This is a genomic window from Rubricella aquisinus, assembly GCF_014199445.1.
In the GTDB taxonomy this organism is placed as follows: Bacteria; Pseudomonadota; Alphaproteobacteria; order Rhodobacterales; family Rhodobacteraceae; genus Rubricella; species Rubricella aquisinus.
On record NZ_JACIJS010000001.1, the window covers coordinates 354875 to 379596 of the forward strand.

General features: G+C 62.5%; 22 protein-coding genes and 2 tRNA genes. 15 read left to right on the top strand and 9 right to left on the bottom strand.

The genetic code is table 11. The annotated features are described in order from the left end of the window. Both folE2 and FHS89_RS01690 read right to left on the bottom strand, forming a co-directional pair. The gene (gene folE2, locus FHS89_RS01685) at nucleotides 1–1104 is read right to left on the bottom strand and encodes a GTP cyclohydrolase FolE2 (protein WP_184007810.1); all 1104 of its coding nucleotides are present in this window, start codon (nucleotides 1102–1104) and stop codon (nucleotides 1–3) included. A gap of 154 nt (nucleotides 1105–1258) precedes the next feature. Continuing rightward, a complete protein-coding gene (locus FHS89_RS01690; protein WP_184007811.1) occupies nucleotides 1259–2446 on the bottom strand; it encodes an MFS transporter in 1188 nt (395 codons plus the stop codon). A gap of 149 nt (nucleotides 2447–2595) precedes the next feature. Here FHS89_RS01690 and FHS89_RS01695 point away from each other — a divergent pair, with 149 nt between their 5' ends. From FHS89_RS01695 to FHS89_RS01705, 3 genes are all read left to right on the top strand, one after another. After that, nucleotides 2596–2997 (top strand): DUF4864 domain-containing protein, encoded by a 402-nt coding sequence (locus FHS89_RS01695; protein WP_184007813.1) that lies wholly within the window; start codon nucleotides 2596–2598, stop codon nucleotides 2995–2997. Nucleotides 2998–3149: 152 nt separating this feature from the next. Then, nucleotides 3150–5444, top strand: coding sequence for a glycosyl hydrolase family 28-related protein (locus FHS89_RS01700; protein WP_184007815.1), 2295 nt, complete (start codon nucleotides 3150–3152; stop codon nucleotides 5442–5444). An 85-nt stretch (nucleotides 5445–5529) separates the two neighbouring features. Further along, nucleotides 5530–6006 carry a DUF427 domain-containing protein gene (locus FHS89_RS01705; RefSeq protein WP_184007817.1) on the top strand — a complete coding sequence of 159 codons (477 nt, stop codon included), beginning with the start codon at nucleotides 5530–5532 and terminating at the stop codon, nucleotides 6004–6006. A gap of 6 nt (nucleotides 6007–6012) precedes the next feature. Here FHS89_RS01705 and FHS89_RS01710 read toward each other — a convergent pair whose 3' ends face one another. Continuing rightward, nucleotides 6013–7704, bottom strand: coding sequence for an ATP-binding protein (locus tag FHS89_RS01710; RefSeq protein WP_184007819.1), 1692 nt, complete (start codon nucleotides 7702–7704; stop codon nucleotides 6013–6015). 118 nt (nucleotides 7705–7822) lie between these two features. On the opposite strand from FHS89_RS01710, the gene FHS89_RS01715 reads away from it, so the two are divergent. Continuing rightward, nucleotides 7823–8416 carry an REP-associated tyrosine transposase gene (locus FHS89_RS01715; RefSeq protein WP_184007821.1) on the top strand — a complete coding sequence of 198 codons (594 nt, stop codon included), beginning with the start codon at nucleotides 7823–7825 and terminating at the stop codon, nucleotides 8414–8416. On the opposite strand, the gene FHS89_RS01720 is transcribed toward FHS89_RS01715, so the two are convergent. After that, nucleotides 8317–8745 (bottom strand): hypothetical protein, encoded by a 429-nt coding sequence (locus FHS89_RS01720; protein WP_184007823.1) that lies wholly within the window; start codon nucleotides 8743–8745, stop codon nucleotides 8317–8319. The genes FHS89_RS01715 and FHS89_RS01720 overlap by 100 nt on opposite strands. 28 nt (nucleotides 8746–8773) lie before the next feature. Continuing rightward, a complete protein-coding gene (uvrB, locus tag FHS89_RS01725) occupies nucleotides 8774–10954 on the bottom strand; it encodes an excinuclease ABC subunit UvrB (protein WP_184007825.1) in 2181 nt (726 codons plus the stop codon). 166 nt (nucleotides 10955–11120) lie between these two features. On the opposite strand from uvrB, the gene FHS89_RS01730 reads away from it, so the two are divergent. The 3 genes from FHS89_RS01730 to FHS89_RS01740 all read left to right on the top strand — a co-directional run bounded on the left by FHS89_RS01730 (nucleotide 11121) and on the right by FHS89_RS01740 (nucleotide 12424). Further along, complete coding sequence (locus tag FHS89_RS01730; RefSeq protein WP_184007827.1) at nucleotides 11121–11768, top strand: thermonuclease family protein; 648 nt, start codon at nucleotides 11121–11123, stop codon at nucleotides 11766–11768. A 200-nt stretch (nucleotides 11769–11968) separates the two neighbouring features. Further along, nucleotides 11969–12280, top strand: coding sequence for an ETC complex I subunit (locus FHS89_RS01735; protein ID WP_184007829.1), 312 nt, complete (start codon nucleotides 11969–11971; stop codon nucleotides 12278–12280). 67 nt (nucleotides 12281–12347) lie between these two features. Beyond that, nucleotides 12348–12424: transfer RNA gene (locus FHS89_RS01740), tRNA-Arg, on the top strand. Between the two features lie 12 nt (nucleotides 12425–12436). Here the strand turns inward: FHS89_RS01740 and FHS89_RS01745 are convergent. The 3 genes from FHS89_RS01745 to FHS89_RS01755 all read right to left on the bottom strand — a co-directional run bounded on the left by FHS89_RS01745 (nucleotide 12437) and on the right by FHS89_RS01755 (nucleotide 14252). Beyond that, the gene (locus tag FHS89_RS01745; RefSeq protein ID WP_184007831.1) at nucleotides 12437–12862 is read right to left on the bottom strand and encodes a VOC family protein; all 426 of its coding nucleotides are present in this window, start codon (nucleotides 12860–12862) and stop codon (nucleotides 12437–12439) included. Nucleotides 12863–13032: 170 nt separating this feature from the next. Beyond that, a tRNA-Gly gene (locus tag FHS89_RS01750) sits at nucleotides 13033–13107 on the bottom strand. A gap of 89 nt (nucleotides 13108–13196) precedes the next feature. Beyond that, nucleotides 13197–14252: an aminotransferase class V-fold PLP-dependent enzyme gene (locus tag FHS89_RS01755; protein ID WP_184007834.1), complete on the bottom strand. Its 1056-nt coding sequence runs from the start codon at nucleotides 14250–14252 to the stop codon at nucleotides 13197–13199. Nucleotides 14253–14344: 92 nt separating this feature from the next. Here FHS89_RS01755 and FHS89_RS01760 point away from each other — a divergent pair, with 92 nt between their 5' ends. Genes FHS89_RS01760 through FHS89_RS01780 form a run of 5 tightly spaced genes read left to right on the top strand, consistent with a single transcriptional unit; the run spans nucleotide 14345 to nucleotide 17983 of the window. Further along, nucleotides 14345–15583: an MFS transporter gene (locus FHS89_RS01760; RefSeq protein WP_184007836.1), complete on the top strand. Its 1239-nt coding sequence runs from the start codon at nucleotides 14345–14347 to the stop codon at nucleotides 15581–15583. A 51-nt stretch (nucleotides 15584–15634) separates the two neighbouring features. Next, nucleotides 15635–16180, top strand: coding sequence for a prolyl-tRNA synthetase associated domain-containing protein (locus FHS89_RS01765; protein ID WP_184007838.1), 546 nt, complete (start codon nucleotides 15635–15637; stop codon nucleotides 16178–16180). A gap of 24 nt (nucleotides 16181–16204) precedes the next feature. Next, the gene (gene trxA, locus FHS89_RS01770; RefSeq protein ID WP_184007840.1) at nucleotides 16205–17113 is read left to right on the top strand and encodes a thioredoxin; all 909 of its coding nucleotides are present in this window, start codon (nucleotides 16205–16207) and stop codon (nucleotides 17111–17113) included. 25 nt (nucleotides 17114–17138) lie between these two features. After that, the gene (locus FHS89_RS01775; protein ID WP_184007842.1) at nucleotides 17139–17798 is read left to right on the top strand and encodes an LON peptidase substrate-binding domain-containing protein; all 660 of its coding nucleotides are present in this window, start codon (nucleotides 17139–17141) and stop codon (nucleotides 17796–17798) included. After that, nucleotides 17795–17983, top strand: a complete 189-nt coding sequence (locus tag FHS89_RS01780) for a Trm112 family protein (RefSeq protein WP_184007844.1) — start codon at nucleotides 17795–17797, stop codon at nucleotides 17981–17983. The genes FHS89_RS01775 and FHS89_RS01780 overlap by 4 nt, the downstream gene beginning before the upstream one ends. A 107-nt stretch (nucleotides 17984–18090) precedes the next feature. Here FHS89_RS01780 and FHS89_RS01785 read toward each other — a convergent pair whose 3' ends face one another. After that, nucleotides 18091–19317 carry an FAD-dependent monooxygenase gene (locus FHS89_RS01785; protein ID WP_184007846.1) on the bottom strand — a complete coding sequence of 409 codons (1227 nt, stop codon included), beginning with the start codon at nucleotides 19315–19317 and terminating at the stop codon, nucleotides 18091–18093. A 90-nt stretch (nucleotides 19318–19407) separates the two neighbouring features. On the opposite strand from FHS89_RS01785, the gene FHS89_RS01790 reads away from it, so the two are divergent. The 3 genes from FHS89_RS01790 to FHS89_RS01800 all read left to right on the top strand — a co-directional run bounded on the left by FHS89_RS01790 (nucleotide 19408) and on the right by FHS89_RS01800 (nucleotide 24573). Beyond that, a complete protein-coding gene (locus FHS89_RS01790) occupies nucleotides 19408–20736 on the top strand; it encodes an amidase (protein ID WP_246413513.1) in 1329 nt (442 codons plus the stop codon). A gap of 85 nt (nucleotides 20737–20821) precedes the next feature. Further along, complete coding sequence (locus FHS89_RS01795; protein ID WP_184007848.1) at nucleotides 20822–22030, top strand: aminotransferase class I/II-fold pyridoxal phosphate-dependent enzyme; 1209 nt, start codon at nucleotides 20822–20824, stop codon at nucleotides 22028–22030. After that, nucleotides 22027–24573 carry a DNA translocase FtsK gene (locus tag FHS89_RS01800; RefSeq protein WP_184007850.1) on the top strand — a complete coding sequence of 849 codons (2547 nt, stop codon included), beginning with the start codon at nucleotides 22027–22029 and terminating at the stop codon, nucleotides 24571–24573. The genes FHS89_RS01795 and FHS89_RS01800 overlap by 4 nt, the downstream gene beginning before the upstream one ends. Nucleotides 24574–24722 lie beyond the last annotated feature (149 nt).

Genomic DNA, 24722 nt, shown 5'->3' on the forward strand with positions numbered 1-24722 from the left:
TCAGCCCCTGTGGATCAACGATTCCAGCAGGCGCGGATCATAGCTCGATTGCGCGAATGTCTCCCCCCGCGTGAGGATGGAGATCGCGTCATGGCTGTGCAGGCTTTCCTGATGGCTGGCGATCACGCGGAAATCCCCGGCGGCCTGCGCACCTTCAAGCGCTTCACAAAGAAGCCGCACGGCATCCTCGACAAAGATCGGGTTCGCGCCGTTCAATTCCGCAAATGCCTGCTCATCCTCCCGCTTGACCATCACTTGCGTCTCCGTCGGGATGGCGGTGGCGCACATCTCCACCAGATCCTCGATCCAGAGCGGCGCATCGCCTTCAAGGGCAGCGGAAATGCGCGCAACCGACCGCTGGGAATGCGGTGTGGCGATCTGCGCACGCTCCCGCCGGGCATGTTCGGACAGCTCAAGCGAGCAGGGGCAGGTCGATGAATAGACGTAATCAAGGTGGATCACACGCGTGCTGACACCATCCTGCTTGAGCATCTCAAAGGACACGTCGTAATACTGATACCCGCTCAAACCAGAGCGCAGCGACGTCTTGAGCATCGGATAGCGGAACCGCAACTGAATGCGCGCGTCGAAACTTTCCAGATCGGTGATGTAGCTGTCGAGCACCGCGTCGATTTTCTCAAAATCGAAGCAATCCTCGGCATGGGCGTAAAAGGACCGCATGATGCGGCTCATGTTGATGCCCTTTTTCGTGGCCTCCAACGACACGGACCCAGTGACGGAGGTTTCGAGCGTCAGAACCTCCCCGTCGCGGGTGCGGAATTTCAGCGGCAGCCGAAAATTGGAGATGCCGACATGCTGAATCTCCGCATGGGCGCCTTTGATCAGGCTTTCCGGGCCGTTTTGCAGATCGGGCATCGTGGCCTTGTACTGCGCATCGGGCGTGAAATCCTCGGGGTAGTCGCGATTGAGCATGCCCTGCGCGCGCGGCTGCAGCGCCATCAGCGCGGACAGATCAAGCGCTGCCGCAGAGGACGGATCGGCTTCGGCCAATCGGCGCAGCGTTTCCAGCGCGGCCTGCGCCTCATCGGTGGTGGGTTTGGACACTTCCGTTTCGGAAGCGATTTTCGTGGTGATCATATTCATTTCACTCTCCCCAGAGCCGATGGGATCCGCATCTTTTGTGCAGCGTGATACGCCCAGACTCACCTATCGGATCACACCGACAGACTCAGCGCACTGCACCGCGTTGCGCCATAACAAGTAGGTTTGCCTCCGCTCAATGCAATGAAAAACCGCGTTAATCGGTCTTTGTCTGCACTTCATCAAGGGTCAGGGACAACAGCGCACCCAGTGCAGCCATGGCGCTGAGCACGATCAGCGTGACCTCCGTACCCGCGTTGTCAGCCAGCACGCCAAGGCCCGCGCCCAGCACCAAAACACCCCCGATGACCGTGTTGGACACGGCGGTCCATGCGGGGCGATCCTCCTCCGCTGCCATGTCGACAAGATGGGTGGAGCGCGCGGTGCGCACCCCCTGATGCGCGAACATGATAGCAAAAATGGCCAAAGGTGCAGCGATCTCCACCCGGATGAAAACAGCGGCGATCAGGGTGACGCTGGCAATCGCTCCCGCGATGGCGAGCGTTTGGCGGCTGGAGTGATCAGACACCCGGCCCCACGCCCAGCCACTGATCAAAGCGGCAATCGCGGAGGCCAAGAGAAGCGCCCCCAGCCCCGAAAACCAGCTTTCCGACCCGGCCCGATCAAGCGTGACAAGGAACGGCGGGGCCAGTGCCGTCGCCGTCAACGCCGCGCGCGCCGCGATGAAGCGGCGCAAGGCAGGAGCCGCGCGAAGCGTGTCAAGAAAGGCAATCGGCGCGGGGTTTTCCTCTGTCTCAGCGGGGTCTTCTTTGAGGCGGGTGAAGGTGAGGCTTGCGATCATCCAAAAGAGGGCCGCACCAAACACAGCCGCCAGCACAATGGCCATCCGCTCTGCCCCCACGATCAGCAGCGCGGCAAAGGCCACAACCGCAATCGCCCCAACGGAGGAGGCCAGACCGGTCACCGATCCGCGTTGCGCCTTGGGCACCGTGCGGCCCAGGACGTCCTTATAGCTGGTCGAGCAGACCGCCCGCGACAGCGCGGCAAAGGCGAGGCCCGCGCAGATCACGATCCCTGCCGCCGTCCCCTCCAGCAGTAGTGCAGCCGCCCCGATCACCAGCGCGCCCAGCGCCTGCCCAAACGCGCCCAACGCCCACATCCAGCGCCGTTCAGCCCATCCGGCCATGACCCGCGCGATCACAAGTTGCGGCAACAGCGCCCCGGCCTCCCGAATGGGGACAAGCAACCCGATAAGCGCGGAGGGCGCGCCCAGCGTGCTCATCAGCCAAGAGAGGACCAATTTTGCATCCAAAAACCCATCGGCGGTCTTTGAGGCAGAGAGGGAAAGCGTGTGGATAAGGCGATTGCGCTGTGTCTGTGTCATGCGGGGTTAATGCCGCGAGGGGCGATTTCGTTCACTCAAGCCGCGCCACCCGAATTTGGAGGGGCGTTCCAGCGGGCGGAAGACTGCCGCGCCGGATTTGACAGAACGGCCCGAAAAGCCACCCTCTTAGGAATGTGGAGGTAGCAATGATGAAAAGACTTGGACTTGCCCTACTGATCAGCATCCTCGGGCTGTTGCCCGCGAAGGCCGATGAAGGTGCTGTGCGCGATGTGATCGCCAGCCAGATCGACGCCTTTTCGCGGGATGATTTCGCCGCCGCGTTCGATCACGCCTCACCCCTGATCCAGCATATGTTCCGCACACCGCAACGATTTGGCCAGATGGTGCAGACCGGCTATCCGATGGTGTGGCGGCCTGCGGGTGTGCGGTTCGGGCTGTATGAAAACCGGGAGGGGCGCATCTACCAATATGTCGCGTTCGAGGATACGGCGGGTCGCAGCTATCTGACGGAATATGAGATGATCGAGCTCGACACCGGCTGGAAGATCAACGGCGTGCGAATGCTGCCCGACGCGTCCTTTGGCGCTTAACGCGGCATTAAGGGGTTTTCGTTAAGGATTGCGATGCGGTGCGCGTGATGGCGTGCCGCTCCTGACAACGCGAGCCATGGCCCGATCCGGGCCGGTATGCGACGCGTAAATGGTCCGATCGGCCCGTGCATCCGGGGCCGGTAAGGACAGATATGAACAAGGCAATTACTGAAGGGCTGGCCCTGATGCCGCCCGCCTTTAACGATGGGCTGACAGTGTGGTCCAGCGGCGATGGGCGACCAGGTGATCCAACCTATGACGGTGATCCGCGCGCGACGCAGATCACCTCCGACACGAATTTTGGCCAGTGCCTTGAGCTGGAAAAGCTCGATGTCACCCAAAAACTCCGCTTCACCGGGCAAACGCCGATCCTGCCCGGATGTTATCTGAAGATCTCCGCCCGGGTGAAAGTGACCGGGGGCGCGCGCCCCTCCGTCCGCATTGGGGCCTTTGCCGCAGGTGGCAGCGGCGTGGAAATCACCGGGCTGGATGTGACCGGCGACGCGGTTTTTCTGGAGAACTACAATCAGGTCTATGAGGTCAGCGCGCTGGTCGGAACCGGCAACCGCGCGGGCGTCGATCTTGTGTGGGGCATGACCCCCGCCTATGGCCATTTCGGGGTCGATCTGATTGGTGACACGGGCGGATTTGTCCGCATCGAGTCGATCCGTATCGAGGACGCGACCAACATTTTCCACCGCGACCTGATGGATTGGATCGACGTGCGCGATTACGGCGCGCTTGGCGACGGCGTAACCGACGACACCGACGCCCTTGCCGCGGCGGACAACGCCGCCGTGTCCTCCGGCAAGCGGCTATTGGTGTCGGAAGGCACCTATCTGGTCAATTCCACGCTGACGATTGATGCCGAGGTCCGGTTTCAGGGGCGCATCTCCACCGCGTCCACCGGGCTGATCGCACTGACCAACAATTACTGCTTTGCCGCCTATAAGGACGCGTTCGAGGATGAGCAAATCGCGCTCGAACGGGCGCTGGAGGCGCTCTATAATTTCACCGATCATGACAGTCTTGACCTGAATGGCCGCCGGATCAAGCTGACACGCCCCATCGACGTCGCTGCCGTGGTCAAGAACCGGACCCATTTCGCCAACCGGCGCGTTATCCGCAACGGGCAGATCGAGGCGGCGAATTCGTCAGATTTCAATTCCGGTGTCGTGACCACGACGGCCACCTTCAACGATGCCAACCCGACGCGGCTGTCGGGCATCGCCAACATCGCCGCGATCGAGGTTGGCTCGCATGTGTCCGGCGCTGGTGTGGGGCGGGAGGTCTATGTCATTTCCAAGGATGAGGCCGCAGGCACCGTCACGCTGGGCCAGCCGCTCTTTGGCGCACAACCAAGCCAAAGCTATACCTTTACCCGGTTCCGCTATCTGCTCGATTTCTCCGGGTTTGAGACGATGAGCCGTCAGGTTCTGTCGGAGATCGAGTTTCTCTGTGTCCACAATGCCTCCGCCGTGATGCTGGGGTATAACGGGATCGCGTGGCACATCCATGATTGCTGGTTCGTGCGGCCCAAGGATCGGGGGATCACGTCCTTCAACCGGGGCTGCAACGGGATCACGATTGAAACCAACGAATTCCTCAGCACCGATTTCCTGAGCAATGTCGGGGATCGCACCTCCATCGCGTTCAACACCAACTCAAACGACATGAAGGTGCGCAACAACCGCGCGGTGCAGTTCAAGCATTTCGCGGTGATGGCGGGCGGCGGGCATATCATCACGGGCAATCATTGGTGGCAGGGCGATGCGGTCGTGCTGAACGCAGAGCGGAGCGCGGGCATCGTGCTCACACAGCCCAATACCAAAACGACGCTCACCGGCAATTACTGCGACAACGCATGGATCGAGCTGTCCAATGAGCATGACGCGACACCCGATGTCGGCCTGCCATTTGGTGCGGTGAGCATCGTCGGCAATATCTTCACCGCGTCCGATATCGCGCCCGGCTTCACCTATATCCGGCTGGTGCCCCATGGCTCTATCCTGACGATGGACGGGATTTCGGTGGTGGGCAATTCGTTCAAGACGATTGGCAATGATACGATCCTGCGCGTGGACAGTATCGACACGACCTATGGCACCATCAATCACGCAGCCGCGCGCGACGTCATGTTCATCGGCAACACCTATGAAAGCGTGGCGATCCGCACCGAAAGCCCCGGCCGGGTGCGGTTTTTCCAGAACAGCCCGTCCAGCACATGGACGATCTATAGCGGCGCGCGCCTGCCATTTGACGGGCCAGTGCAATCCGCTGAAGGGTTGATGATGATGGAGCCAGTGCGCAACGCGGCGGGCAACATCGTCTATGCTCAGCCCTACATCACCGTCAATCAGGAGGGCGGCGCTGCGGTGACGCTGCATTGGCCGGAGCCGGTGACCGGCTATATCACGATGCGACTGCGCAGCGATCAGCCGATCTGAGGGGATTTGGGGCATTCCGTCGGGATGCCCCTTTTCTCATGGCAGAACCGCCCTATCCTCCCCTCTCCGCGGCAGGAGAGGGACCATGACAGAACTCACACCCGAAAACGTGCAATGCTATCCCCGCCCGCCACAGCTGGAACGGGTCGATCTGCCGCTGACCATTCATTTCGCAGGAAAGGAAATCGCCCGGACCGACAGCGGTTTCCGGGTGCTGGAGACGCATCACGCGCCCACCTATTACCTGCCGCAAGCCCATTTCCTGCCCGGCTGCCTGCGCCCGGCCAAGGGGCAGAGCCTGTGCGAATGGAAAGGGGAGGCGCGCTATTTCGATATCGTGCTCGGCACCAGTGAGGCCGCAGGGGCCGCGTGGTGTTACCCGACACCAACCGCCCCCTTTGCGGCCCTGCGGGGCCATATCGCGGTCTATGCCGAACCGATGGATGCCTGTTTCGTCGGGGACGTTCAGGTGACGCCACAGCCCGGCAATTTCTATGGCGGATGGGTCACGCCCAACCTGATTGGCACGGTCAAGGGCGCGCCGGGCACAAATCACTGGTGAACGCCCCTAGGCGAGAACGCGGGAAATCTCTTGGATCATCTGATCCCGCCCCACGGGTTTTGGGAGATAGCCATCAAAGCCGAGGTCAAGATAGCGCTGCTCATCGCCCGCCATCGCATCGGCAGTCAGCGCGATGACCGGAACGGGATTGTTCCGCGCCCGGATCTGACGGAATGCCTCCACCCCGTCCATCTCCGGCATGTTCACATCCATCAGGACGACTGCCGCCTTAAGACTGGTCAACTGATCGAGCGCGTCCTTGCCCGAGCGTGCCTCATGGATATCAAACCCCTGAGAGGACAAAAGCGCGCTTGTCACCATCAGATTGGTGGGCGTGTCATCCACCACCAGAATGGTGAGGCCCTGAGGCAGTGCCGGGATTGCCGGGGCGGGGCTTGTCACATCAGCGGGCCGTTCCGTGGCGACAAGCGGCAATTCCAGGGTGAAGGTCGTGCCGACACCTTCGGTGCTTTCGACCGTGATCTGCCCGCCCATCAGATGCGCCAGATCCTGACAGATCGTCAGCCCCAGCCCGGTGCCACGCCGCATCATCGCGCTCGTCCCGTGATCCTGCTGATAAAACGCGGTAAAGATATTGGGGAGCGTCTGCGCCGGAATGCCGATGCCGGTGTCGCTGACGCGGATCACCAGTTGCGAGTCCGGGCCGCGCATCACGAACAGGCCGACCTCCCCCTTTACCGTGAATTTGACGGCGTTCGACATCAGATTGCCCAGAATTTGACGCAGGCGCACCGGATCAAGGTGGACATATTCCGGCAAGTTCTCCGCCACATCCGCATGAAGGCGCAGGCCACGCTCGCGGGCTTCCGGCTCATAAAGGTGGACCAAAGCGCAGATTTCGTCCCGCAGCCGCACGGTTTCCGGCTCAAGGCGGACACGCCCCTGCTCGACCCGCGTCAGGTCCAGCACGTCATCGACGATCCGTTGCAAGGCACGCGCGGACTGTATCAGCCGCGCCGCGCGCTCGGGTTGGTCGGGATGGTGGGGGTCTTCCGCAATCAATTGGCCAATGCCGATGATCCCGTTCAGCGGGGTGCGCAATTCATGGCTCATCGCGGACAGGAACTGAGACTTCGCGGCATTCGCCGCCTCCGCCTTATGCCGCGCGGCGGCCAGATCGCGCGCGACACGGTTGTTCAACACCATGGCAAAGATGAAATACCCGTTCAGGATCGTGCAACCAATCACCCCGAATTGCAGCTCCCACATCGCGCCGCCCTCAAGGTGATAGAGGTAGAGCAGGACGTAATAGCCCACGATCATCGGGATCATGTTGAAAACGCCAAAGGGAATATGGGTAGAGCGCACCAGCACGACATGCATCTGCGTGGCCACAAGATAAACCACCGCCGTGAGTTTCGGGGTAAAGCCATCGACCTGCCAGACAAACACCGCGGGCAGCGAAAACACGGCCATCATCAAGAAACCATTGATCAGCAGAAACGCATAGTTCAGCGATGTTGGCCGATCCTCCAGCCGTTCGAAATGACGCGGCTGATACAGCTCCAGCATGAAATAGATCGTGCCGAAAATCAGCGGAATTTCGGGGCCCAGAATGACGGCAGTCAGGATGAAAGCCGCAATACTCGCCGCGCCCCGCCCACGAAAATCAGCGGCGAGAACCGACTTTTGTCGCCTCAACTCGTCAAGCGCGCGAGGGGTAAGTCTAAAGGCCATAATCGAGCCAGTCTCAGCAAGCTAATCCCATGAGAAATGCCCGTGTTCAGCACTCCTCGGGGAGAAATATCACGACTTGTTAAGCACGTCTTTACCTTTCCAAAAATAATGTTCCGGGATGACCCAGAGAACTGACCTTTTCGATGATCTATGCTGCTTCTTTCTGACGATCCGTCTGGCGCGACCCACGGTCGTTTCCCTGGTGGCGGAGGTGGACGCGTTGCGCGCCGCCTATCTCAAGATGCAGAAGCACCATCCCGTGACATGCCACGCGATGGTCGTTTTACCCGACCACCTTCATGCCGTGTGGTCGATGCCTGAAACCGCTACGGAGATTGGCAACAGGGTCGGGATGCTGAAATCCCGGTTTTCCCGCGCGCTGCCCGATGTGGCGCCCTCCCCCGGTGTGCCGAAAATGCGGGACGGGGAGCGGGGCATCTGGCTTCGCGGGTATGATCATCATCCGATCCCAACGGCGGAGGCGCGAGCCAATGCTGTCAGGTGGTGCTGGAACAATCCGGTGAAACATGGGCTGTGCGCGCGGCCCGAAGACTGGCCCTATTCATCGCTCCACCGGGATATGCGGAAACAAAACGCGAGCCTGCGCGCGCTTCACACCCCCGCCACCGGGCGGCAGTCCCGAAACAGCGCCACCGCATCGGCAGCCCCGTCCAACGGGATCGCAACCCGCGCGTCCCCTGCGATGGCATAGGCAACCTCGTTGAACTGAAGCCCGTCGAGCACATTGCCAAAACCGCGATCCTCCGCCCGGATGGCCCGCTGATCGGCGGAAAACTGATGCCTGCTGGTGCTGATCCGGTTGGGGGCAGGACCAACAAATTCCATGGAAAACAACGCCGCCGCGGGCCAGTCCGTATCCCGTGTCACGGTGATCGAATACCACGGGCGGGCAGGGTCATAGGTGAGCACCACCTGCGCATCCGCTGTGGCATGGGTCAGGGTGCAGACCGGCCCGATCTCCACCTCCCAGGCGAGGACAGGGAGAGGGAACAGGGCAAGCAGTACGGCGAAAAAGCGCATGGTTTTCTCCCGACGAGGGCGGACGGGATTACCCACCCCGCCGCTTCTTCCGCTTCACGCCGCCGCGCATCCCGCCACGGCCCATGGTGGAGCGGGCGGCGGTTTTCTGGCCAGCGTCCACTGCGGCCTCAATCGCGGATTGGCGCGCCATCGGATCGTCCGCGATCGCAAGCTCGACCGCTTCGAGGCGTTTGACCTCATCGCGGAGCCGCGCGGCTTCCTCAAATTCGAGGTTCTCGGCAGCCTTCAGCATCTCCTTGCGCAAATGCTCCAGATGCGCGGCGAGGTTATCGCCGACACCCTTTTTATCCACCTTGGTGGTAATCCGGGCCTGATCCGTATCCCCCTGCCATGTGCCATCCAGAATATCTTCGACATTCTTGCGCACCGTTTCGGGTGTGATGCCATGGGCCTCGTTATAGGCCATCTGCTTGTCCCGGCGGCGGTTCGTTTCCGCCAAGGCCCGCTCCATCGAGCCGGTGATGCGGTCGGCATACATGATCACGCGGCCATCGGCATTCCGCGCCGCGCGCCCAATGGTCTGCACCAATGACGTCTCGGAGCGGAGGAACCCTTCTTTATCCGCATCCAGAATGGCAACGAGCGCGCATTCGGGGATATCGAGCCCCTCCCGCAACAGGTTGATCCCGATCAGCACGTCAAACGCACCGATCCGCAGATCGCGCAGAATCTCGATCCGCTCCACCGTGTCGATATCCGAATGCATGTAGCGCACGCGGATGCCCTGCTCGTGCAGGTATTCGGTCAGATCCTCCGCCATGCGTTTCGTGAGCGTCGTGACCAGCACGCGGTTGCCCTGCCCCGCGACGATGCGGATCTCATCCAAGAGGTCATCGACCTGCATCTCCACCGGGCGGATTTCCACAGGCGGATCAAGCAGACCCGTGGGCCGGATCACCTGTTCGGCAAACACGCCGCCTGCCTGTTCCAATTCCCACGCCGATGGGGTGGCGGAGACGAACACGGATTGCGGGCGCATCGCGTCCCATTCCTCGAATTTGAGGGGGCGATTGTCCATGCAGGACGGCAAGCGGAAGCCATGCTCCGCCAGCGTGAATTTGCGCCGGTAATCGCCCTTATACATCCCGCCGATCTGTGGGACGGAGACATGGCTTTCATCCGCGAACACGATCGCGTTGTCGGGGATGTATTCAAACAGGGTGGGCGGCGGCTCCCCGGGGGAGCGGCCCGTGAGGTAGCGCGAATAATTCTCGATCCCGTTGCAAACGCCCGTCGCCTCCAGCATTTCCAGATCAAAGGTGCAGCGTTGCTCCAGCCGCTGCGCCTCCAGCAGTTTGCCCTCATCCTCAAGCTGTTTGAGGCGGAGTTTCAACTCCCCCTTGATGCCCTGAATGGCCTGCGCGATGGTCGGGCGCGGGGTGACATAGTGGCTGTTGGCGTAAACGCGGACCTTATCCATGGTCCCCGTCCGCTCCCCGGTCAGGGGATCAAACTCCACCATGCTCTCCAACTCATCATCAAAGAAAGAGAGCCGCCACGCCCGGTCATCCAAGTGCGCGGGCCACAATTCCAGCGTATCGCCCCGCACCCGGAACGTGCCGCGCTGGAAGCCCGCATCGTTGCGCTTGTATTGCTGGGCGATCAGATCGGCGAGGAATTGGCGCTGGGGGTAGTGTTTGCCCACCTCCAGATCCTGCGTCATCGCCGTATATGTCTCGACCGAACCGATGCCATAAATGCATGACACGGACGCCACGATGATCACGTCATCGCGCTCCAGCAGCGCACGGGTGGCGGAGTGGCGCATCCGGTCGATCTGTTCGTTGATCTGTGACTCCTTCTCGATGAAGGTATCGGACCGGGGGACATACGCCTCTGGCTGGTAGTAGTCATAATAGCTGACGAAATACTCCACCGCGTTTTCCGGGAAGAACGCTTTGAATTCCCCGTAAAGCTGTGCGGCGAGCGTCTTGTTCGGCGCAAGGATGATAGCGGGGCGCTGAGTTTCCTCGATGATCTTGGCCATGGTGAAGGTTTTGCCCGTCCCCGTCGCCCCGAGCAGCACCTGATTTTGCTCGCCCTGTGTGATCCCTTCGACCAGATCGCGGATCGCCGTCGGCTGATCGCCCGCAGGCTCGAACGGGGCATGCAGAACGAACCGCTTGCCACCTTCAAGCTTTTCACGGTCGGGATGGTGCACCTCGGGGAGGTGGACGGTATCGGGCATCGCGCGCGCTTTCCTGTGTGGAGTGTTGCCTGAAAATATGGGCGTCGGGTGGGCAAGGTCAACCAAGCGCGGCGTGGCCTCCTGACAGGGTGTGTCAGGAGCGGCGCGTTTCGCAATCCTTCACAATCATCTTAAAACGCAACTATTACGACCCCATATCGTTTTGATGCGCAACTTACTCACTCTCATCGCGGTCCTTGCCGAATTTGCCACGCCCGGAACCGCACAAATCGTGGAAGGGTCCGCGCGGATCGTGGATGGCGACACGATCGAGGTCGCAGGGCAAATCGTGCGGCTTGATGGGATCGACGCGCCGGAATCGCGCCAGACCTGCGGCGCAGTTGCATGTGGTCACGCCGCGACGGAGGCATTGCGCAGCCTGATCGGTCGCGCCACCGTGACCTGCACCGCCCAATCCAGCGACGCCTATGATCGCCTGATCGGGCAGTGTAGCGCGAATGGCACGGACCTGAACGCCGCGATGGTCGAAAGCGGCCACGCGCTCGCCTTTCGCCGCTATAGCGTGCGTTATGTCCCCCATGAAGAAAAGGCGCAGGCACGCAACGCCGGAATGTGGTCCGGCCCGTTTGAGGCACCGTGGGAGTATCGCGCGGCGCAATGGGATGGCGCGGCGCAAACCGCATCGAATCAATGCCCGATCAAGGGCAACATCAACCGCGATGGCACGCGCATCTATCACACACCCTATTCGCGCCACTATGACCGCACCGTGATTTCACCCGCGCGGGGCGAGCGGTGGTTCTGTTCAGAGCGTGAGGCGCTGGATGCCGGATGGCGCGCGCCTTTTCGCTAAGTTTTTCCTCCGCTGTTAACGTTCCGTTCACACCTCATCCATAGGGTGGAACCTGCAAGCAGCATAGTTGGCCGGCGATTGGCACCCACCCACCCCTCGCTCCCAATCGCCGGTCAACGACTTGCCTGCGCGCCCATGGCATCTTGAAACCAACCGCCGCATCCCCGATAACGGGGCAAGTTATTGGCAAAGGTGATCCCATGCTTGCACGCATCTACAAACCAGCCCGCACGGCGATGTCCTCCGGTCAGGCGAAAACAAACCATTGGGTGCTTGAATTCGAACCTGCCGATGCAAAGAAAATCGACCCGCTGATGGGCTGGGCTGGTTCGGCGGATACGACCGGGCAGGTGCGGCTGACCTTTTCGTCCAAGGAAGCCGCCGTGGACTATGCCCGCCGGCACGGGATCGCCTTCCAGACATTCGAGCCGAAACCGCGGAAAAAGACGATCCGCCCCCGCGGCTATGGCGACAATTTCGCATCGAACCGCCGCGGCGCCTGGACCCACTAAACCGACCCCAAACGGCAAATCCACGATTGAATTCCCGCGCCCCTTCGCGGCATATACGGGGCGTTGCGGTCCCGTAGCTCAACTGGATAGAGCGCCTGACTTCTAATCAGGGGGTTGAGGGTTCGAGTCCTTCCGGGATCGCCAGTTATCCACTTGTCACCCGCCAACCTCGCCATTGCGGCCCGGCTCGCTTGGGTTGTTTGAAAACAGCGCGATCTTGTTGCCATGGGGATCGCGCAAATAGCCGACATAGAACCCCGCGCTATAGGCCGCCCGAAAACCGGGCGCACCCTCATCCGATCCACCCGCTGCGATTGCGGCGGCGTGAAGCGTGCGCACCTGCTGCTGGCTTTGCGCTTCAAACGCAACCATCGCGCCATTCCCGGCACTGGCCGTCGCCCCGTCAAACGGTGGTTTTACATAGAAATCGGGGTGTGGCGCCTGCCCCGGTGCCACTGGCAGGGCAAAACTCAGGCCCTCCGGCCCCTCGCTCATGTCATAGCCCAAAGCAGGCAGAAACGCGGTATAGAACCGCCGTGCCCGCGCAATGTCATCCGCCCCCACCGTGACATAAGCAATCATCGCAAAGCCCCTCTTTCGCCCGCCGGCGCCCTTTTCATGCCATGACAGGATAGGAGTAGCCGCAGCAGGAGCGCAATCGACAGGGCCCACCGAACCTCAAATCAAGCCGCGTCACCGCCACCACAAACGAAAAAGGACCGCGAAACGCGGCCCTTTTGCGAGGTTTCCAATGGAGCGGGCGATGAGATTCGAACTCACGACCCCAACCTTGGCAAGGTTGTGCTCTACCCCTGAGCTACGCCCGCCTCCTTCGGAATGTGGGCGATGTATAAGGATTCGCGGCAGGAGCGCAAGAGCAAAATACACCGAATTTCCATGGCGATTGTCGAAGCGATCAAGAACCGTCTGCCGCCGCTTTCAGGCAGGCAAGGCACGCGTCCAAATCCTGCCCCGTCGCCGTCAGGCCGGGGGAGAGGCGCAGCATCACATGCCCTTTTGGCGCGCGGGGGGACAGCGGCTCATCCGTTGCCGGGTTCGGCCATTTGACCGTGATGCCACGCGCGGTAAAGGCCGCTTTGAGCGGCTCTACCCGTGCTTGCGGGACATGCAGCGTCACCGCGCCTGTCATCGGCGCCGGGCCGGAATAGCCATAGGTGGCCGCGCCGTTGTAGAGCACGTCCGCCCGCTGCCGGATCGCGGCGCGCCGTTGCTCCACACCCTCGTCAAGCGCCGCGTTCATCGCGGCGAGCGCCCCGATCCACGACAGGTCGTTCAGGTCAAACGGCTCCAGCACATCGACCGGCACGCGCCGCCGCTTCGCTTGCGACATCCAGAACAGCGCCGTGCCGCGCGGCCCACCGAGCCATTTGCGGCGGGTCGCGACAAACCCGTCACAGCCAAGCTGAGCCATATCAAGTGGCACCTGCCCCAACGCCTGCGCGCCATCGACAAGGAACAGGCACCCCTCGGGGCGTTTGAGCGCACCAATCTCGGCAATCGGATAGGCCCGCCCGGTGATGCTGCTCACCATCGGGGCAGAGATTACGGCGACATCCTCCCCGATCCGGTCCTGCCATGCGCTGAGGTCCGGCGCATCAAGATCAAGCATCGGAAGCGGCTCCACCTTTGCCCCTTTGTGCAGCGCGAGGTAGTAGAGCGTGCTGTGCCATTCATGGGGTGTGACCAGCACCCGCTTGCCCGCCAGATCGCACCAACCAAGCATCTGTATCAGCGTGGCCGAAGTGGTCGTCGTCCGCCCGATCCCGTCCCGATCCCCACCCAAAAGCCGCGCGGCGCTCTGCGGCAAGGCGGAAAGCTCCTCTTGCGCGATCTCGGCTGCGGCAAGCGGTCCTTTGGCCTCGATCACCCGCATATGGGCGTGCATCCGCGCGATCACATCCGTGGACGGCAGGCCAAGGCTGGCGGTGTTGAAATAAAGAGACCCGGTCATATGCCGATGTGACGTTCACGTCAGCCGAGTGTCAAGCCTTGCGGACAGCTTATTAGCCGATAGGCTGACATAACCCTTTTAAGAGAATCCCCATGGCCAGCGCGCTGCTGTCACGCAATCGAAACTTCAGACTGCTTTTGTCTGCGAGTGCCGCATCGAACCTAGGCGATGGGGTGGCGGCACTTGCCTTTCCGTGGCTTGCAACGCTCCTGACCCGCGATCCCCTGCATATCGCGCTGGTCGCTTTTGCCGGGCAGGTGCCGTGGTTCCTGTTCGCGCTGCCCGCTGGCGTGCTGATCGACCGGGCGGATCGGCGGATGGTGATCGTGCGGGCCGATCTGATACGGCTGTTGCTGAGCCTATGCGCTGTGGCGCTGGTCACCATGGGGATGGGGCAGGAGGGCATGATCTTTGCCCTTGCCGCCCTTGCCTTTCTGCTTGGCACGGCGGAGGTGTTTCGCGACAACGCGGCGCAGACCTTCCTGCCCTCAATCGTGGACAAACCGGATCTGGAGCGCGCAAACGGGCAGCTTTGGTCGGTGGAGCAGATCATGGGCGCGTTTGTCGGCCCGCCCTTGGCCGGGCTGCTGATCGCTTTTGCCGTGCCTGCGCCATTCGCGTTTGACGCGCTGATGTTTGCCCTGTCCGCACTCGGCATCTGGTGCATCCTGCCGCGTGCCAGTGACGTGCCGCGTGCCGCACGGGACCGGTTTGTGACCGAATTCATCGGAGGTTTGCGCTGGTTGCGTGCCCATGCGCTGATCCTGCGGCTGGCGCTGATGCTTGGCTGTCTCAACGCCATGAGCGCGATGGCGATGACCGTGCTTGTCCTGTATTCGCAGGAGGTGCTGGGGTTGGATGCGGTCGGGCATGGGCTGCTGCTGACCCTTGGTGCGGCGGGTGGCGTGGTCGGGGGCGTGCTTTGCCCGCTGCTGGCCGCCCGGATCGGGCCGCGCGCGAGCCTTTTGCTGGCCTTGGCCCTGATGCCAGTGCCGCTGGTTCTGCTGGCGGTGACAAGCTCCCCGATCCTCGCGGGCCTCGCCCTGTTTCTGGAGATGGCAGCGGCCCTTTTGTGGAATGTCGTCACGGTGTCCTATCGCCAGCGGGTGATCCCGGATGCGCTGCTGGGTCGGGTGAACAGCATCTATCGGTTCTTTGGCTGGGGCACGATCCCGCTTGGTGCGCTCGCCGCGGGGTTTGTGGTGACATGGGCGGAGCCGGGGATGGGTCGGGAGGCAGCGCTACGCCTGCCGTTCTGGATGGGTGCGACCGGATTGGCCGCGATGTTCGTGCTGGGCGTGGCGATCCTGAGATTTCCGAAGGAGAAATAGCGCCCCGGCCCCTTTGCACCGGACCACGGTCACGCTAGGTTCCGCGCCATCATGACCGACACGCCCACCCCACCCGCTGCCGAAGCTGACATTCTATCCTTTCTGGCCGACCACGACATCGGCTGGACGATGCACCGGCATCCGCCCCTTTTCACGGTGGAGGACAGTCAGGCCCTGCGCGGCGATCTGCCGGGGGCGCATTGCAAAAACATGTTCCTCAAGAACAAGGCGGGGGAGCTGGTTTTGGTGACCTGCTTTGAGGATCGCAAAATCCGCATCCGCGATCTGGAGAAGGTGATCGGCGTCAAGAAACTGAGCTTCGCCAAGCCGGACGTGTTGCAGGAGCATCTGGGCGTGACCCCTGGCGCGGTCACACCCCTTGCCGCCCATCACGACCGCGACAGGCAGGCCGTGCGCGTCATTCTGGATGCGCAGATGATGCAGGCCGATATCCTCAACTGCCACCCATTGCACAACGCGGCCACGGTCGCCATTTCCATTGCTGACATGAGGCGTTTTTTCACCGCGACGGGCCACGCGCCCCAAGAAGTGGATTTCGACGCGCTCGAAGAACAGGCCCGCGCCGTTTCCGGCTAGCGGCACATCGTAAGGACGAATGACATGATCGAATTGGGACAGGGCACAGCGCCCGCTGACCTCATCAAGGACGGGTCTGAGGCGACCTTTATGGCGGATGTGATCGAGGCGTCGAACGAGGTGCCGGTGATCGTCGATTTCTGGGCGCCATGGTGCGGCCCGTGCAAAACCCTCACCCCCGTGATCGAAGGGGAGGTCAAGAACGCGCGCGGCGCGGTCAAGCTGGTAAAAATCAACGTGGATGAAAACCAGCGGATCGCCGCACAGGCGCAGGTTCAATCCATCCCCACCGTGATCGCCGTCGTTGGCGGGCAAGTGGTGGACAGCTTTCAGGGCGCGCTGCCCGCATCGCAGGTCAAGCAATTCATCGACCGCGTGGTGAAAGCAGGCGGCGGGGCGCAGGGCGGCGGTATTGAGGAGGCCATCGCGATGGCCAATGAAATGCTGGATCAGGGTGCTGTCGCGGATGCGGCGCAAACCTTTGCAGCGATCCTTGGTGAAGTGCCTGATAACCTTGATGCGCAGGCCGGTCTTGCCCGCGTGTACCTCGCCATGGGCGAGACGGATAAGGCGCAAGCGATCATCGACGCGGTGCCAGAACATAACGCCAGCCACCCGGAAATCGCGGCAGTCCGCGCACAAATCGCGCTCTCCGCCAATGCGGGTGCGGCAGGGGAGCTTGCCGAACTGTCCGACCGGGTTACATCTGATCCAACGGACAAACAGGCACGGCTAGACTACGCAAACGCGCTGATCGGGGCGGGGCAGAACGACGAAGCGATCGACATGCTTCTGGAACTGTTCCGGCAGGATCGGGAATGGCAGGACAGCGCCGCCAAGGAGACGCTGTTCAAACTGTTCGATGCTCTTGGGCCGAAAGACCCGCTCGTGGCATCCGGTCGGCGGAGGTTGTCGTCCATGATCTTCGCCTAACGCGCGAAGGGGGAGCAAGGAGCACATGGTGAAGCGCTATAATCTGGCGGACCTTCCGGGCGTAATTCCGATTTTTCCGCTGTCAGGTGTGCTTCTTTTGCCGCGGGCGCGATTGCCGCTGAATATCTTTGAACCGCGCTATCTGGCGATGCTGGAGGACGCGCTGAAAACCCCCGAACGCTTCATCGGGATGATCCAGCCGATGGAGGGCCCGGGGGGCAAACGGGACGCCACCCGCCTGCATCAGATCGGATGCGTGGGGCGTGTGACCTCCTTTTCAGAGACGGAAGATGGCCGCTACATCATCTCCCTCACCGGGATCAGCCGGTTCCGCATCCTGTCGGAGGAGGACGGCTTCACCCCCTATCGCCGCGCGGCGGTGGATTGGTCCAGTTTCGAGCGGGATTTGCGCGGAGAGGAAACCGATCCCGCGTTCAACCGCGATGGGTTCCTTGACCTGTTGCGCCGCTATTTCACGTCTGTGGGGATTTCGTCGGATTGGGACAGCCTGAAGGACGCCGATACCGAATTGCTCATCAACACGTTGTCGATGCTCTGCCCGTTTGACGGGGAGGATAAGCAAGCGCTGTTGGAAGCGCCAAGCCTGTCCACCCGCCGCGAAACGCTCGTTACACTGATGGAGTTCGCGATGCGCGCAGGCGACGAGGATACGCCGATCCAATGACCGAAATGAACGACCAGATCGACCGCAAGCTTCTGGAAGCGCTTGTCTGCCCGCTGACGCGCGGCCCTCTGAAATACGACCGCGCAAAGGGGGAGTTGATCTCCGAAGGGGCATCGCTCGCTTTTCCCATTCGCGACGGCATTCCGATCATGCTGGTCGATGAGGCGCGCAAACTGAGCGATTGAGCAACCGGGATCGCTGCTTGAAAGCGGGGAAGCCTCCGGCGGGAGGTATTTGAGGAAAAAAGAAATAGCAGGGCGCGCGCGATGCCATAGCGGTAAGGCGCGGCGGGCTAAAGGGGTTTGCCCTGCATTAAGCGTGGCACGTCGCCCGTGATCCCCGCCGCTTCGCGCATGAAGCTGCGGCGGAGCGCGGGCGTCGCGTTGACCGCGCCAAGGCCAATATCGCGGACCATGCGCAACAGGGGATTGTCGTTCGAGAACAGATGGTTGATCCCATCGGTCGCCGCCGCGAGCACGGACGTGTCAAAGCCGCGCCATGACTGGTAGCGATCCAGCACGCCCTTTGTCCCGATATCCTCGCCCCGGCGTTTTGCATCCGCCAACACCTCCGCCAAAGCTGCCACATCGCGCAGGCCAAGGTTCAGCCCCTGCCCCGCGATCGGGTGGATGCCATGGGCCGCGTCACCCACCAGCGCCAGCCGCGCGCCGGTAAACCGCTGCGCCAGCGTCAGATTCAGCGGATAGGCATAGCGCCCACCCGCAAGCGCGATATCCCCCAGAAAATCGCCAAAACGGGGGCGGAGTGCGGCCATATAGCCCGCGTCGTCACGGGCCATGATCTCAGCCGCGTTTTGGGTCGTTTCGGTCCAGACGATGCTGCACCGATTGCCCGTCAGGGGCAGGATCGCGAGCGGCCCGGCTGGCAGGAACATCTGATGTGCGATCCCGTTATGGGGCAGCGCATGATCAACGGCACAGACCAGCGAGGTTTGTCCATAGTCCCAGCCGACCCTGCGAATGCCCGCCCGCTCCGCCACACCGCTGCGGCGACCATCGCAGCCCACGAGCAGCCGCCCGGTCAACACCGATCCATCCGCGAGGGTGACATCCACGCCACCCGGTTTGGCCGCCTGTGCGACAACCGTCTGCTCCGTCAGATGGGTGATCCGCTCCTCCGCCGCCACAGCGCCCAACAAGGCCGCGCGCAGATAGCGATCCTCCAGAAGCGCGCCGAACGGCCCTTCCTCAATCTCCCGATGGTCGAAATGGACATAGAGCGGCGAGGCGCCTTCGCCCTCCCGCCCGTCACTGACCACGATGTCGAGGATCGGCTGCGTGTGTCCCTCCACCGCGTCCCAGATGCCCAAACCCTGCAACAGCCGTTTGGAGCCAAGCGCCACGGCATAGGCGCGCCCGTCAAATTCAGGCTCCAGCACCGTGGGCAAGGGCTGCGCGTCGATGATGGTGCTGCTCAGACCGGCCTGAGACAGGGCAAGCGCCAGCGCGGGGCCATTCAGGCCGCCGCCGACAATCAGGATATCGCTGTCAAAAGTCATACAGATGTTGTGGGGTCTCCCTTGCCCATTGTCCATGGTGAGGCGGAGCGATAGCGTGTCGCAGGAGAGACGTGACAGGGGGAGACAGCAATGGCTTGGCACGAAATGACCGCCGCCGATCTGGGACGGGGCATTGCCGCGGGGGAGATTGACCCGGTGGCCCTGACGGAGCATTTCCTCACCCGGGCGGAGGCCGATCCGATCACGCCGCGCATCTACACCACCCTGACCCGCGATCGCGCGATGGCCGAGGCGCAGGCCGCAGCGACCCGCGCGCAGGCCGGCACGCGGCGGGGGCCGCTCGACGGTGTGCCGATCTCGTGGAAAGACCTGTTCGACAGCGCCGGGACGGAAACGATGGCTGGCTCGCAGCTCCTTGCCGGGCGGGTGCCGGACCGGGATGCACTCGTGCTGCAACGCGCGACAGAGGCAGGTATGATCTGCCTTGGAAAGACCCATATGAGCGAGTTGGCGTTCAGCGGCTTAGGCGTAAACCCGAACACCGCGACTGCCCCGAATGTGAACGATCCAGAGGCCGCGCCGGGTGGGTCGTCCTCGGGTGCTGCTGCATCGGTGGCATTTGGCCTCGCTGCTGCCGGGATCGGCTCGGACACAGGCGGCTCCGTCCGGCTGCCCGCCGCGTGGAACGATCTGGTGGGGTTCAAAACGACCGCCGGGCTGGTGCCGCTTGATGGCGCAGTAAAGCTCGCCCCGAATTTCGACACGATCGGGCCGCTGACCCGAAACGTGGAGGACGCAGCCCTGATCCATGCGGTGCTCGCGGGCGACAGCGCGGTGAACCTTACGGGCGCGGATGTCAGCGGCATGCGGTTTCTGGTGCTGGAGACGGTCGCGCTGGATGACTGCCACCCCACCCCGGCGGAGGCGTTCATCACCGCCCTTGACCGGATCGGGCAGGCTGGTGCCACGATCAGCCGGGGCGCGATCCCCGAGGTCGCGGAAGCCATGACCCTTTCCGCCCCGACCATCGTGGCCGAAGCATGGGCGGAATGCGGTGCAGTGATCGAAACCGCCCCGGAGAAGATGTTTGCCCCCGTGCGCGAACGGTTTGAGGCAGGCAAGGCGTTCTCCGCCAGCGACTATATTCGCGGCTGGGACCGGCTGCACGTATTGCGCGCGGGCTTTGACGCGGCGATTGCGGGATATGACGCGGTGCTGCTGCCAAGCTCCGCGATCCTGCCGCCGAATGTGGAGGCGCTTTTGGCGGATCCAGCGTTTTTCACCTCGGAAAACCTGATGGCGCTGCGCAACACCCGGATCGGAAACATGATGGGCTGCTGCGGGATCACGATCCCCACGGGGGTGCCCTCTTGCGGGATCATGGCGCTTGGGTCGGGGGGGACGGACCGCAAAATGCTCCGCATTGGTGCAGCGATTGAAGCAGCGCTGAGGCCATAAGCCTTTTTTCGTGGACCAATCGGCCGTTACCAGTGTATCTTCATCCTAACACGGGGCGTTAGACCCCGGTTGAGATGAGGCCAGTATGCAGTATCCAGATCGGTTCGCCGACCTGCCCGAATATGCATTTCCGCGTTTGCGCCGCCTGTTGCAGGACACGCCCCAAGGGGGTGAATTGCTCTCCATGTCGATTGGGGAGCCGCGCCATCCTTTCCCTGATTTCGTGACAGAGGTGCTGGCGGAGCACGCCCATCTTTACGCGAAATACCCCACGAATGAGGGCGCGCCGGAGTTGCTGGAGGCGATCAGCGGCTGGATCGCGCGCCGGTATGGGGTGACGAAAGACGCGGATGAGATCATCGCGCTTAATGGCACGCGAGAGGGGCTGTTTGCCGCCTGCATGGCGCTCTGCCCCGAGGCAAAAAACGGGGAGCGGCCAACGGTGCTGCTGCCCAATCCATTTTATCAGTGCTATGCGGTGGCCGCCCTTGCCACCGGGGCGGAGCCTGTTTTCGTGCCCGCGACGGCAGAGACGGGCTTCATGCCCGATTTCCACGGCCTGCCCAAAGACCTGCTGCGCCGAGCTGCGATCATCTACATGTGTTCACCGTCAAATCCGCAAGGGGCCGTCGCGGATGCGCCGTGGTGGGGCAGGCTGATGGATTTGGCGGAGGCGCATGACATCCGCATCTTCGCTGATGAATGCTATTCGGAGATTTACCGCGACACGCCCCCCGCAGGCGCGCTTGAAGTGGCACAGGCCAAGGGGACGGACCCGGAGCGTGTTGTGGTGTTTCATTCCCTCTCCAAGCGGTCGAACCTGCCGGGCCTGCGCTCGGGCTTTGCCGCCGGAGGGCGTGGGGCCATCGCGCAGATGCGCCAGCTTCGCAACTACACCGGCGCTCCCCTGCCGCTGCCCGCACAAATGGCTGCCGCGCACGTCTGGGCCGATGAGGCGCATGTGGTGGAGAACCGCGCGCTCTATCAGGAAAAGTTCGCTCTGGCCGACGATATTCTGGGCAACTGCCGTGGCTATCACGCGCCCGAAGCCGGATTTTTCCTGTGGCTCAAGGTCACGGATGATGAGGCCGCGACAAAAGCACTATGGGCAGATCATGGCGTGCGTGTGCTGCCCGGGCGCTATCTGGCGCGGGACACGGATGCGCGGCTTGGCGGAGGCAATCCCGGTGCGGGCTATATCCGCGCGGCGCTTGTCGCACCCAAAGACGAAATCACACGCGGGCTAGAGGCCATCGCGGACCTGCTCACCTCAGGATCGGAGGACCAGACATGACCTTCTTCACCCTTGGCGGCAACGCCGATCCGCTGGTTGAGAACCGCATGAAGGAAACCGCGCGCAAGGCGATCCTGCGCGGGGTTGGCGTCGCGCTGATGCTGGTGGGCGCGGCCCTTGCCGCGATGCTGTTGACCCATGATCCGCGCGATCCAAGCTTTTTCAACGCGGTGAGCGCCAGCCCGCGCAACGCGCTTGGCCTTGCTGGTGCCTATGGCTCTGACCTGATGCTGCGCCTTTTGGGTTGGGCTGCGTGGGGTCTGGTGCTTGCGCTGGTTGTCTGGGGCGGGCGCATGGCGTTTTTGCGCGGGGCAAGCCGGGTTCTGTCCATTGGTCTGGTGCCGGTGGCGGTGATCCTTGGCGCAGGATTCGCAGCCCTTCATGTGCCGCCGATCACTTGGCTCGGGGATGTGGGCCTTGGCGGGATCATCGGGGACGAGGCCATCATCCGCCTGCTCCCGCTTTGGCCGCTGCAAACTGCGATGGGCGTGAACCTGTTGACGCTGGCCATTGGCGTGCTGACCGTCATGGTTGGGCTGATCTCCCTTGGGGTGGACCGGATGGAATTTGCCGCCGGGATGCGCCGGTTCTGGCGCGGCTTGCGCACGGCGCTGCGCGGTGGGGTCATCATTCTGGCGCTTCTGTGGGCAGGGGTACGGATTGTGATTGGCGCGATCCTGCACAGCATGATGCGGCAGCGCGCCGACCGCAGCACCCCCGATGAGGACGTAATCGACACGCGGATGGAGCCACGGTTTGACGCCGATATGCCCGCTGATCCGACCGAAGCGGAGGAGGAAGAGCGCGGCCGCTCCCGCCTGATGGCACGGCTCACCGGCGCGCTGGCGCGGGAGGCAGAGCCGGTGAAAGCAGTGGCAGAACCGCCACTCTCCGCCGACCTGCGCGACCCAGAGCCAGAGCCGCGCCCGGCCCCCCGGACCGTCGTGCAGCACCCCCATCCCAAGAAGGCCGCGAAATCCAAGCGCGCCATGGCGGAGGAGCAGCCCAAACTCTTTGCCGACAATGACGATGGCTATGACGCGCCGCCCCTGTCCCTGCTGGAGGCCCCGCTCGACATTCGCCGCCCCGCCGCGAGTGATGAGGCGCTCAGCCAAAACGCGAAGCTCTTGGAATCGGTGCTGGACGAATACGGCATCGGCGGCACGATCGAGGCGGTCAAACCCGGCCCCGTTGTCACGATGTATGAGTTGGAGCCAGCGCCGGGCCTCAAAGCCTCCCGCGTAATCGGCTTGGCGGATGATATTGCGCGCAGCATGTCGGCGCTGGCCGCGCGTGTGTCCACCGTGCCGGGGCGCAACGTGATCGGGATCGAATTGCCCAATGATCTGCGCGAAAAGGTGCATTTCCGCGAAATCCTCTCCGCCCGCGCCTATGGCGACAGCGCGCATCGCCTGCCGCTTGCGTTGGGTAAGGATATCGGCGGGGAGCCCGTGGTGGCGAACCTCGCGCGGATGCCGCACCTTCTGATCGCGGGGACGACCGGATCGGGTAAATCCGTCGCGATCAACACCATGATCCTGAGCCTTCTCTACAAGCTGGGGCCAGAGGAATGCCGGATGATCATGATTGACCCCAAGATGCTGGAACTCAGCGTTTATGACGGCATCCCGCACCTTCTGTCTCCCGTTGTGACCGACCCGAAAAAGGCCGTCGTGGCGCTGAAATGGGTCGTGGCGGAGATGGAAGAGCGCTACCGCAAGATGTCAAAAATGGGCGTGCGCAATATCGACGGCTATAATGGCCGCGTGGCCGAGGCGCTGAAAAACGGGGAGGCGTTTACACGCACCGTGCAAACCGGATTTGACGAGGATACCGGCGAGCCGATTTTCGAGACACAGGAATTCGAGCCGGAAAAGATGCCGTTCATCGTCGTCGTGGTCGATGAAATGGCCGATCTGATGATGGTCGCCGGGAAAGAGATCGAAGCCTGCATCCAGCGTCTTGCGCAGATGGCGCGGGCCTCCGGCATCCATCTGATCATGGCGACACAGCGCCCCTCCGTCGATGTGATCACGGGCACGATCAAGGCGAACTTTCCGACGCGGATCAGTTTTCAGGTCACCAGCAAGATCGACAGCCGCACCATTCTGGGCGAACAGGGCGCGGAGCAACTGCTGGGTCAGGGCGATATGCTCTACATGGCAGGCGGCGGGCGGATCACCCGTGTGCACGGGCCGTTCGTGAGCGATGAGGAGGTGGAGGAAATCGTCAACCACCTCAAATCCCTAGGCGTGCCAGAATATGTGAACGGCGTGACCGAAGGCCCCGATGAGGAGAAAAGCGCCGATATCGACGCGGTGCTCGGCCTTGGCGGGAACACGGGCGGGGAGGATGCGCTCTACGATCAGGCCGTGCAGATCGTGGCACGGGACCGCAAATGCTCCACCAGCTACATCCAGCGCAAACTTGCCATCGGGTATAACAAGGCCGCGCGTCTTGTGGAGCAGATGGAAGAAAACGGTGTGGTCAGCCCATCCAACAAGGTCGGCAAACGGGACATTCTGGTGCCTGAGGTGCAGTGAGCCCAATCGGACCGGAATAAAGCGCGCAGCGCGCCGGTCCGCGCCCTCCCTCCCCCATGGGAGGGCGCTTTGCACAGGTTCAAATGGCACACGGGTTAGATGCGCATGGCGGGAATAAAGCGCGTATCGGAGCCGTCACAGCACCCACC

Excerpts from the sequence above, each read along its gene's own strand:
- FHS89_RS01730 (WP_184007827.1), top strand. The coding sequence starts at position 11,121 with ATGCGCAACTTACTCACTCTCATCGCGGTCCTTGCCGAATTTGCCACG.
- FHS89_RS01790 (WP_246413513.1), top strand. The coding sequence starts at position 19,408 with ATGGCTTGGCACGAAATGACCGCCGCCGATCTGGGACGGGGCATTGCC.
- FHS89_RS01795 (WP_184007848.1), top strand. The coding sequence starts at position 20,822 with ATGCAGTATCCAGATCGGTTCGCCGACCTGCCCGAATATGCATTTCCG.
- FHS89_RS01765 (WP_184007838.1), top strand. The coding sequence starts at position 15,635 with ATGACCGACACGCCCACCCCACCCGCTGCCGAAGCTGACATTCTATCC.
- FHS89_RS01755 (WP_184007834.1), bottom strand. The coding sequence starts at position 14,252 with ATGACCGGGTCTCTTTATTTCAACACCGCCAGCCTTGGCCTGCCGTCC.
- FHS89_RS01775 (WP_184007842.1), top strand. The coding sequence starts at position 17,139 with ATGGTGAAGCGCTATAATCTGGCGGACCTTCCGGGCGTAATTCCGATT.
- FHS89_RS01785 (WP_184007846.1), bottom strand. The coding sequence starts at position 19,317 with ATGACTTTTGACAGCGATATCCTGATTGTCGGCGGCGGCCTGAATGGC.
- FHS89_RS01735 (WP_184007829.1), top strand. The coding sequence starts at position 11,969 with ATGCTTGCACGCATCTACAAACCAGCCCGCACGGCGATGTCCTCCGGT.
- FHS89_RS01700 (WP_184007815.1), top strand. The coding sequence starts at position 3,150 with ATGAACAAGGCAATTACTGAAGGGCTGGCCCTGATGCCGCCCGCCTTT.
- FHS89_RS01695 (WP_184007813.1), top strand. The coding sequence starts at position 2,596 with ATGAAAAGACTTGGACTTGCCCTACTGATCAGCATCCTCGGGCTGTTG.
- uvrB (WP_184007825.1), bottom strand. The coding sequence starts at position 10,954 with ATGCCCGATACCGTCCACCTCCCCGAGGTGCACCATCCCGACCGTGAA.
- FHS89_RS01760 (WP_184007836.1), top strand. The coding sequence starts at position 14,345 with ATGGCCAGCGCGCTGCTGTCACGCAATCGAAACTTCAGACTGCTTTTG.
- FHS89_RS01720 (WP_184007823.1), bottom strand. The coding sequence starts at position 8,745 with ATGCGCTTTTTCGCCGTACTGCTTGCCCTGTTCCCTCTCCCTGTCCTC.
- folE2 (WP_184007810.1), bottom strand. The coding sequence starts at position 1,104 with ATGAATATGATCACCACGAAAATCGCTTCCGAAACGGAAGTGTCCAAA.
- FHS89_RS01745 (WP_184007831.1), bottom strand. The coding sequence starts at position 12,862 with ATGATTGCTTATGTCACGGTGGGGGCGGATGACATTGCGCGGGCACGG.
- FHS89_RS01780 (WP_184007844.1), top strand. The coding sequence starts at position 17,795 with ATGACCGAAATGAACGACCAGATCGACCGCAAGCTTCTGGAAGCGCTT.
- FHS89_RS01705 (WP_184007817.1), top strand. The coding sequence starts at position 5,530 with ATGACAGAACTCACACCCGAAAACGTGCAATGCTATCCCCGCCCGCCA.
- FHS89_RS01690 (WP_184007811.1), bottom strand. The coding sequence starts at position 2,446 with ATGACACAGACACAGCGCAATCGCCTTATCCACACGCTTTCCCTCTCT.
- FHS89_RS01715 (WP_184007821.1), top strand. The coding sequence starts at position 7,823 with ATGACCCAGAGAACTGACCTTTTCGATGATCTATGCTGCTTCTTTCTG.
- FHS89_RS01800 (WP_184007850.1), top strand. The coding sequence starts at position 22,027 with ATGACCTTCTTCACCCTTGGCGGCAACGCCGATCCGCTGGTTGAGAAC.
- FHS89_RS01710 (WP_184007819.1), bottom strand. The coding sequence starts at position 7,704 with ATGGCCTTTAGACTTACCCCTCGCGCGCTTGACGAGTTGAGGCGACAA.
- trxA (WP_184007840.1), top strand. The coding sequence starts at position 16,205 with ATGATCGAATTGGGACAGGGCACAGCGCCCGCTGACCTCATCAAGGAC.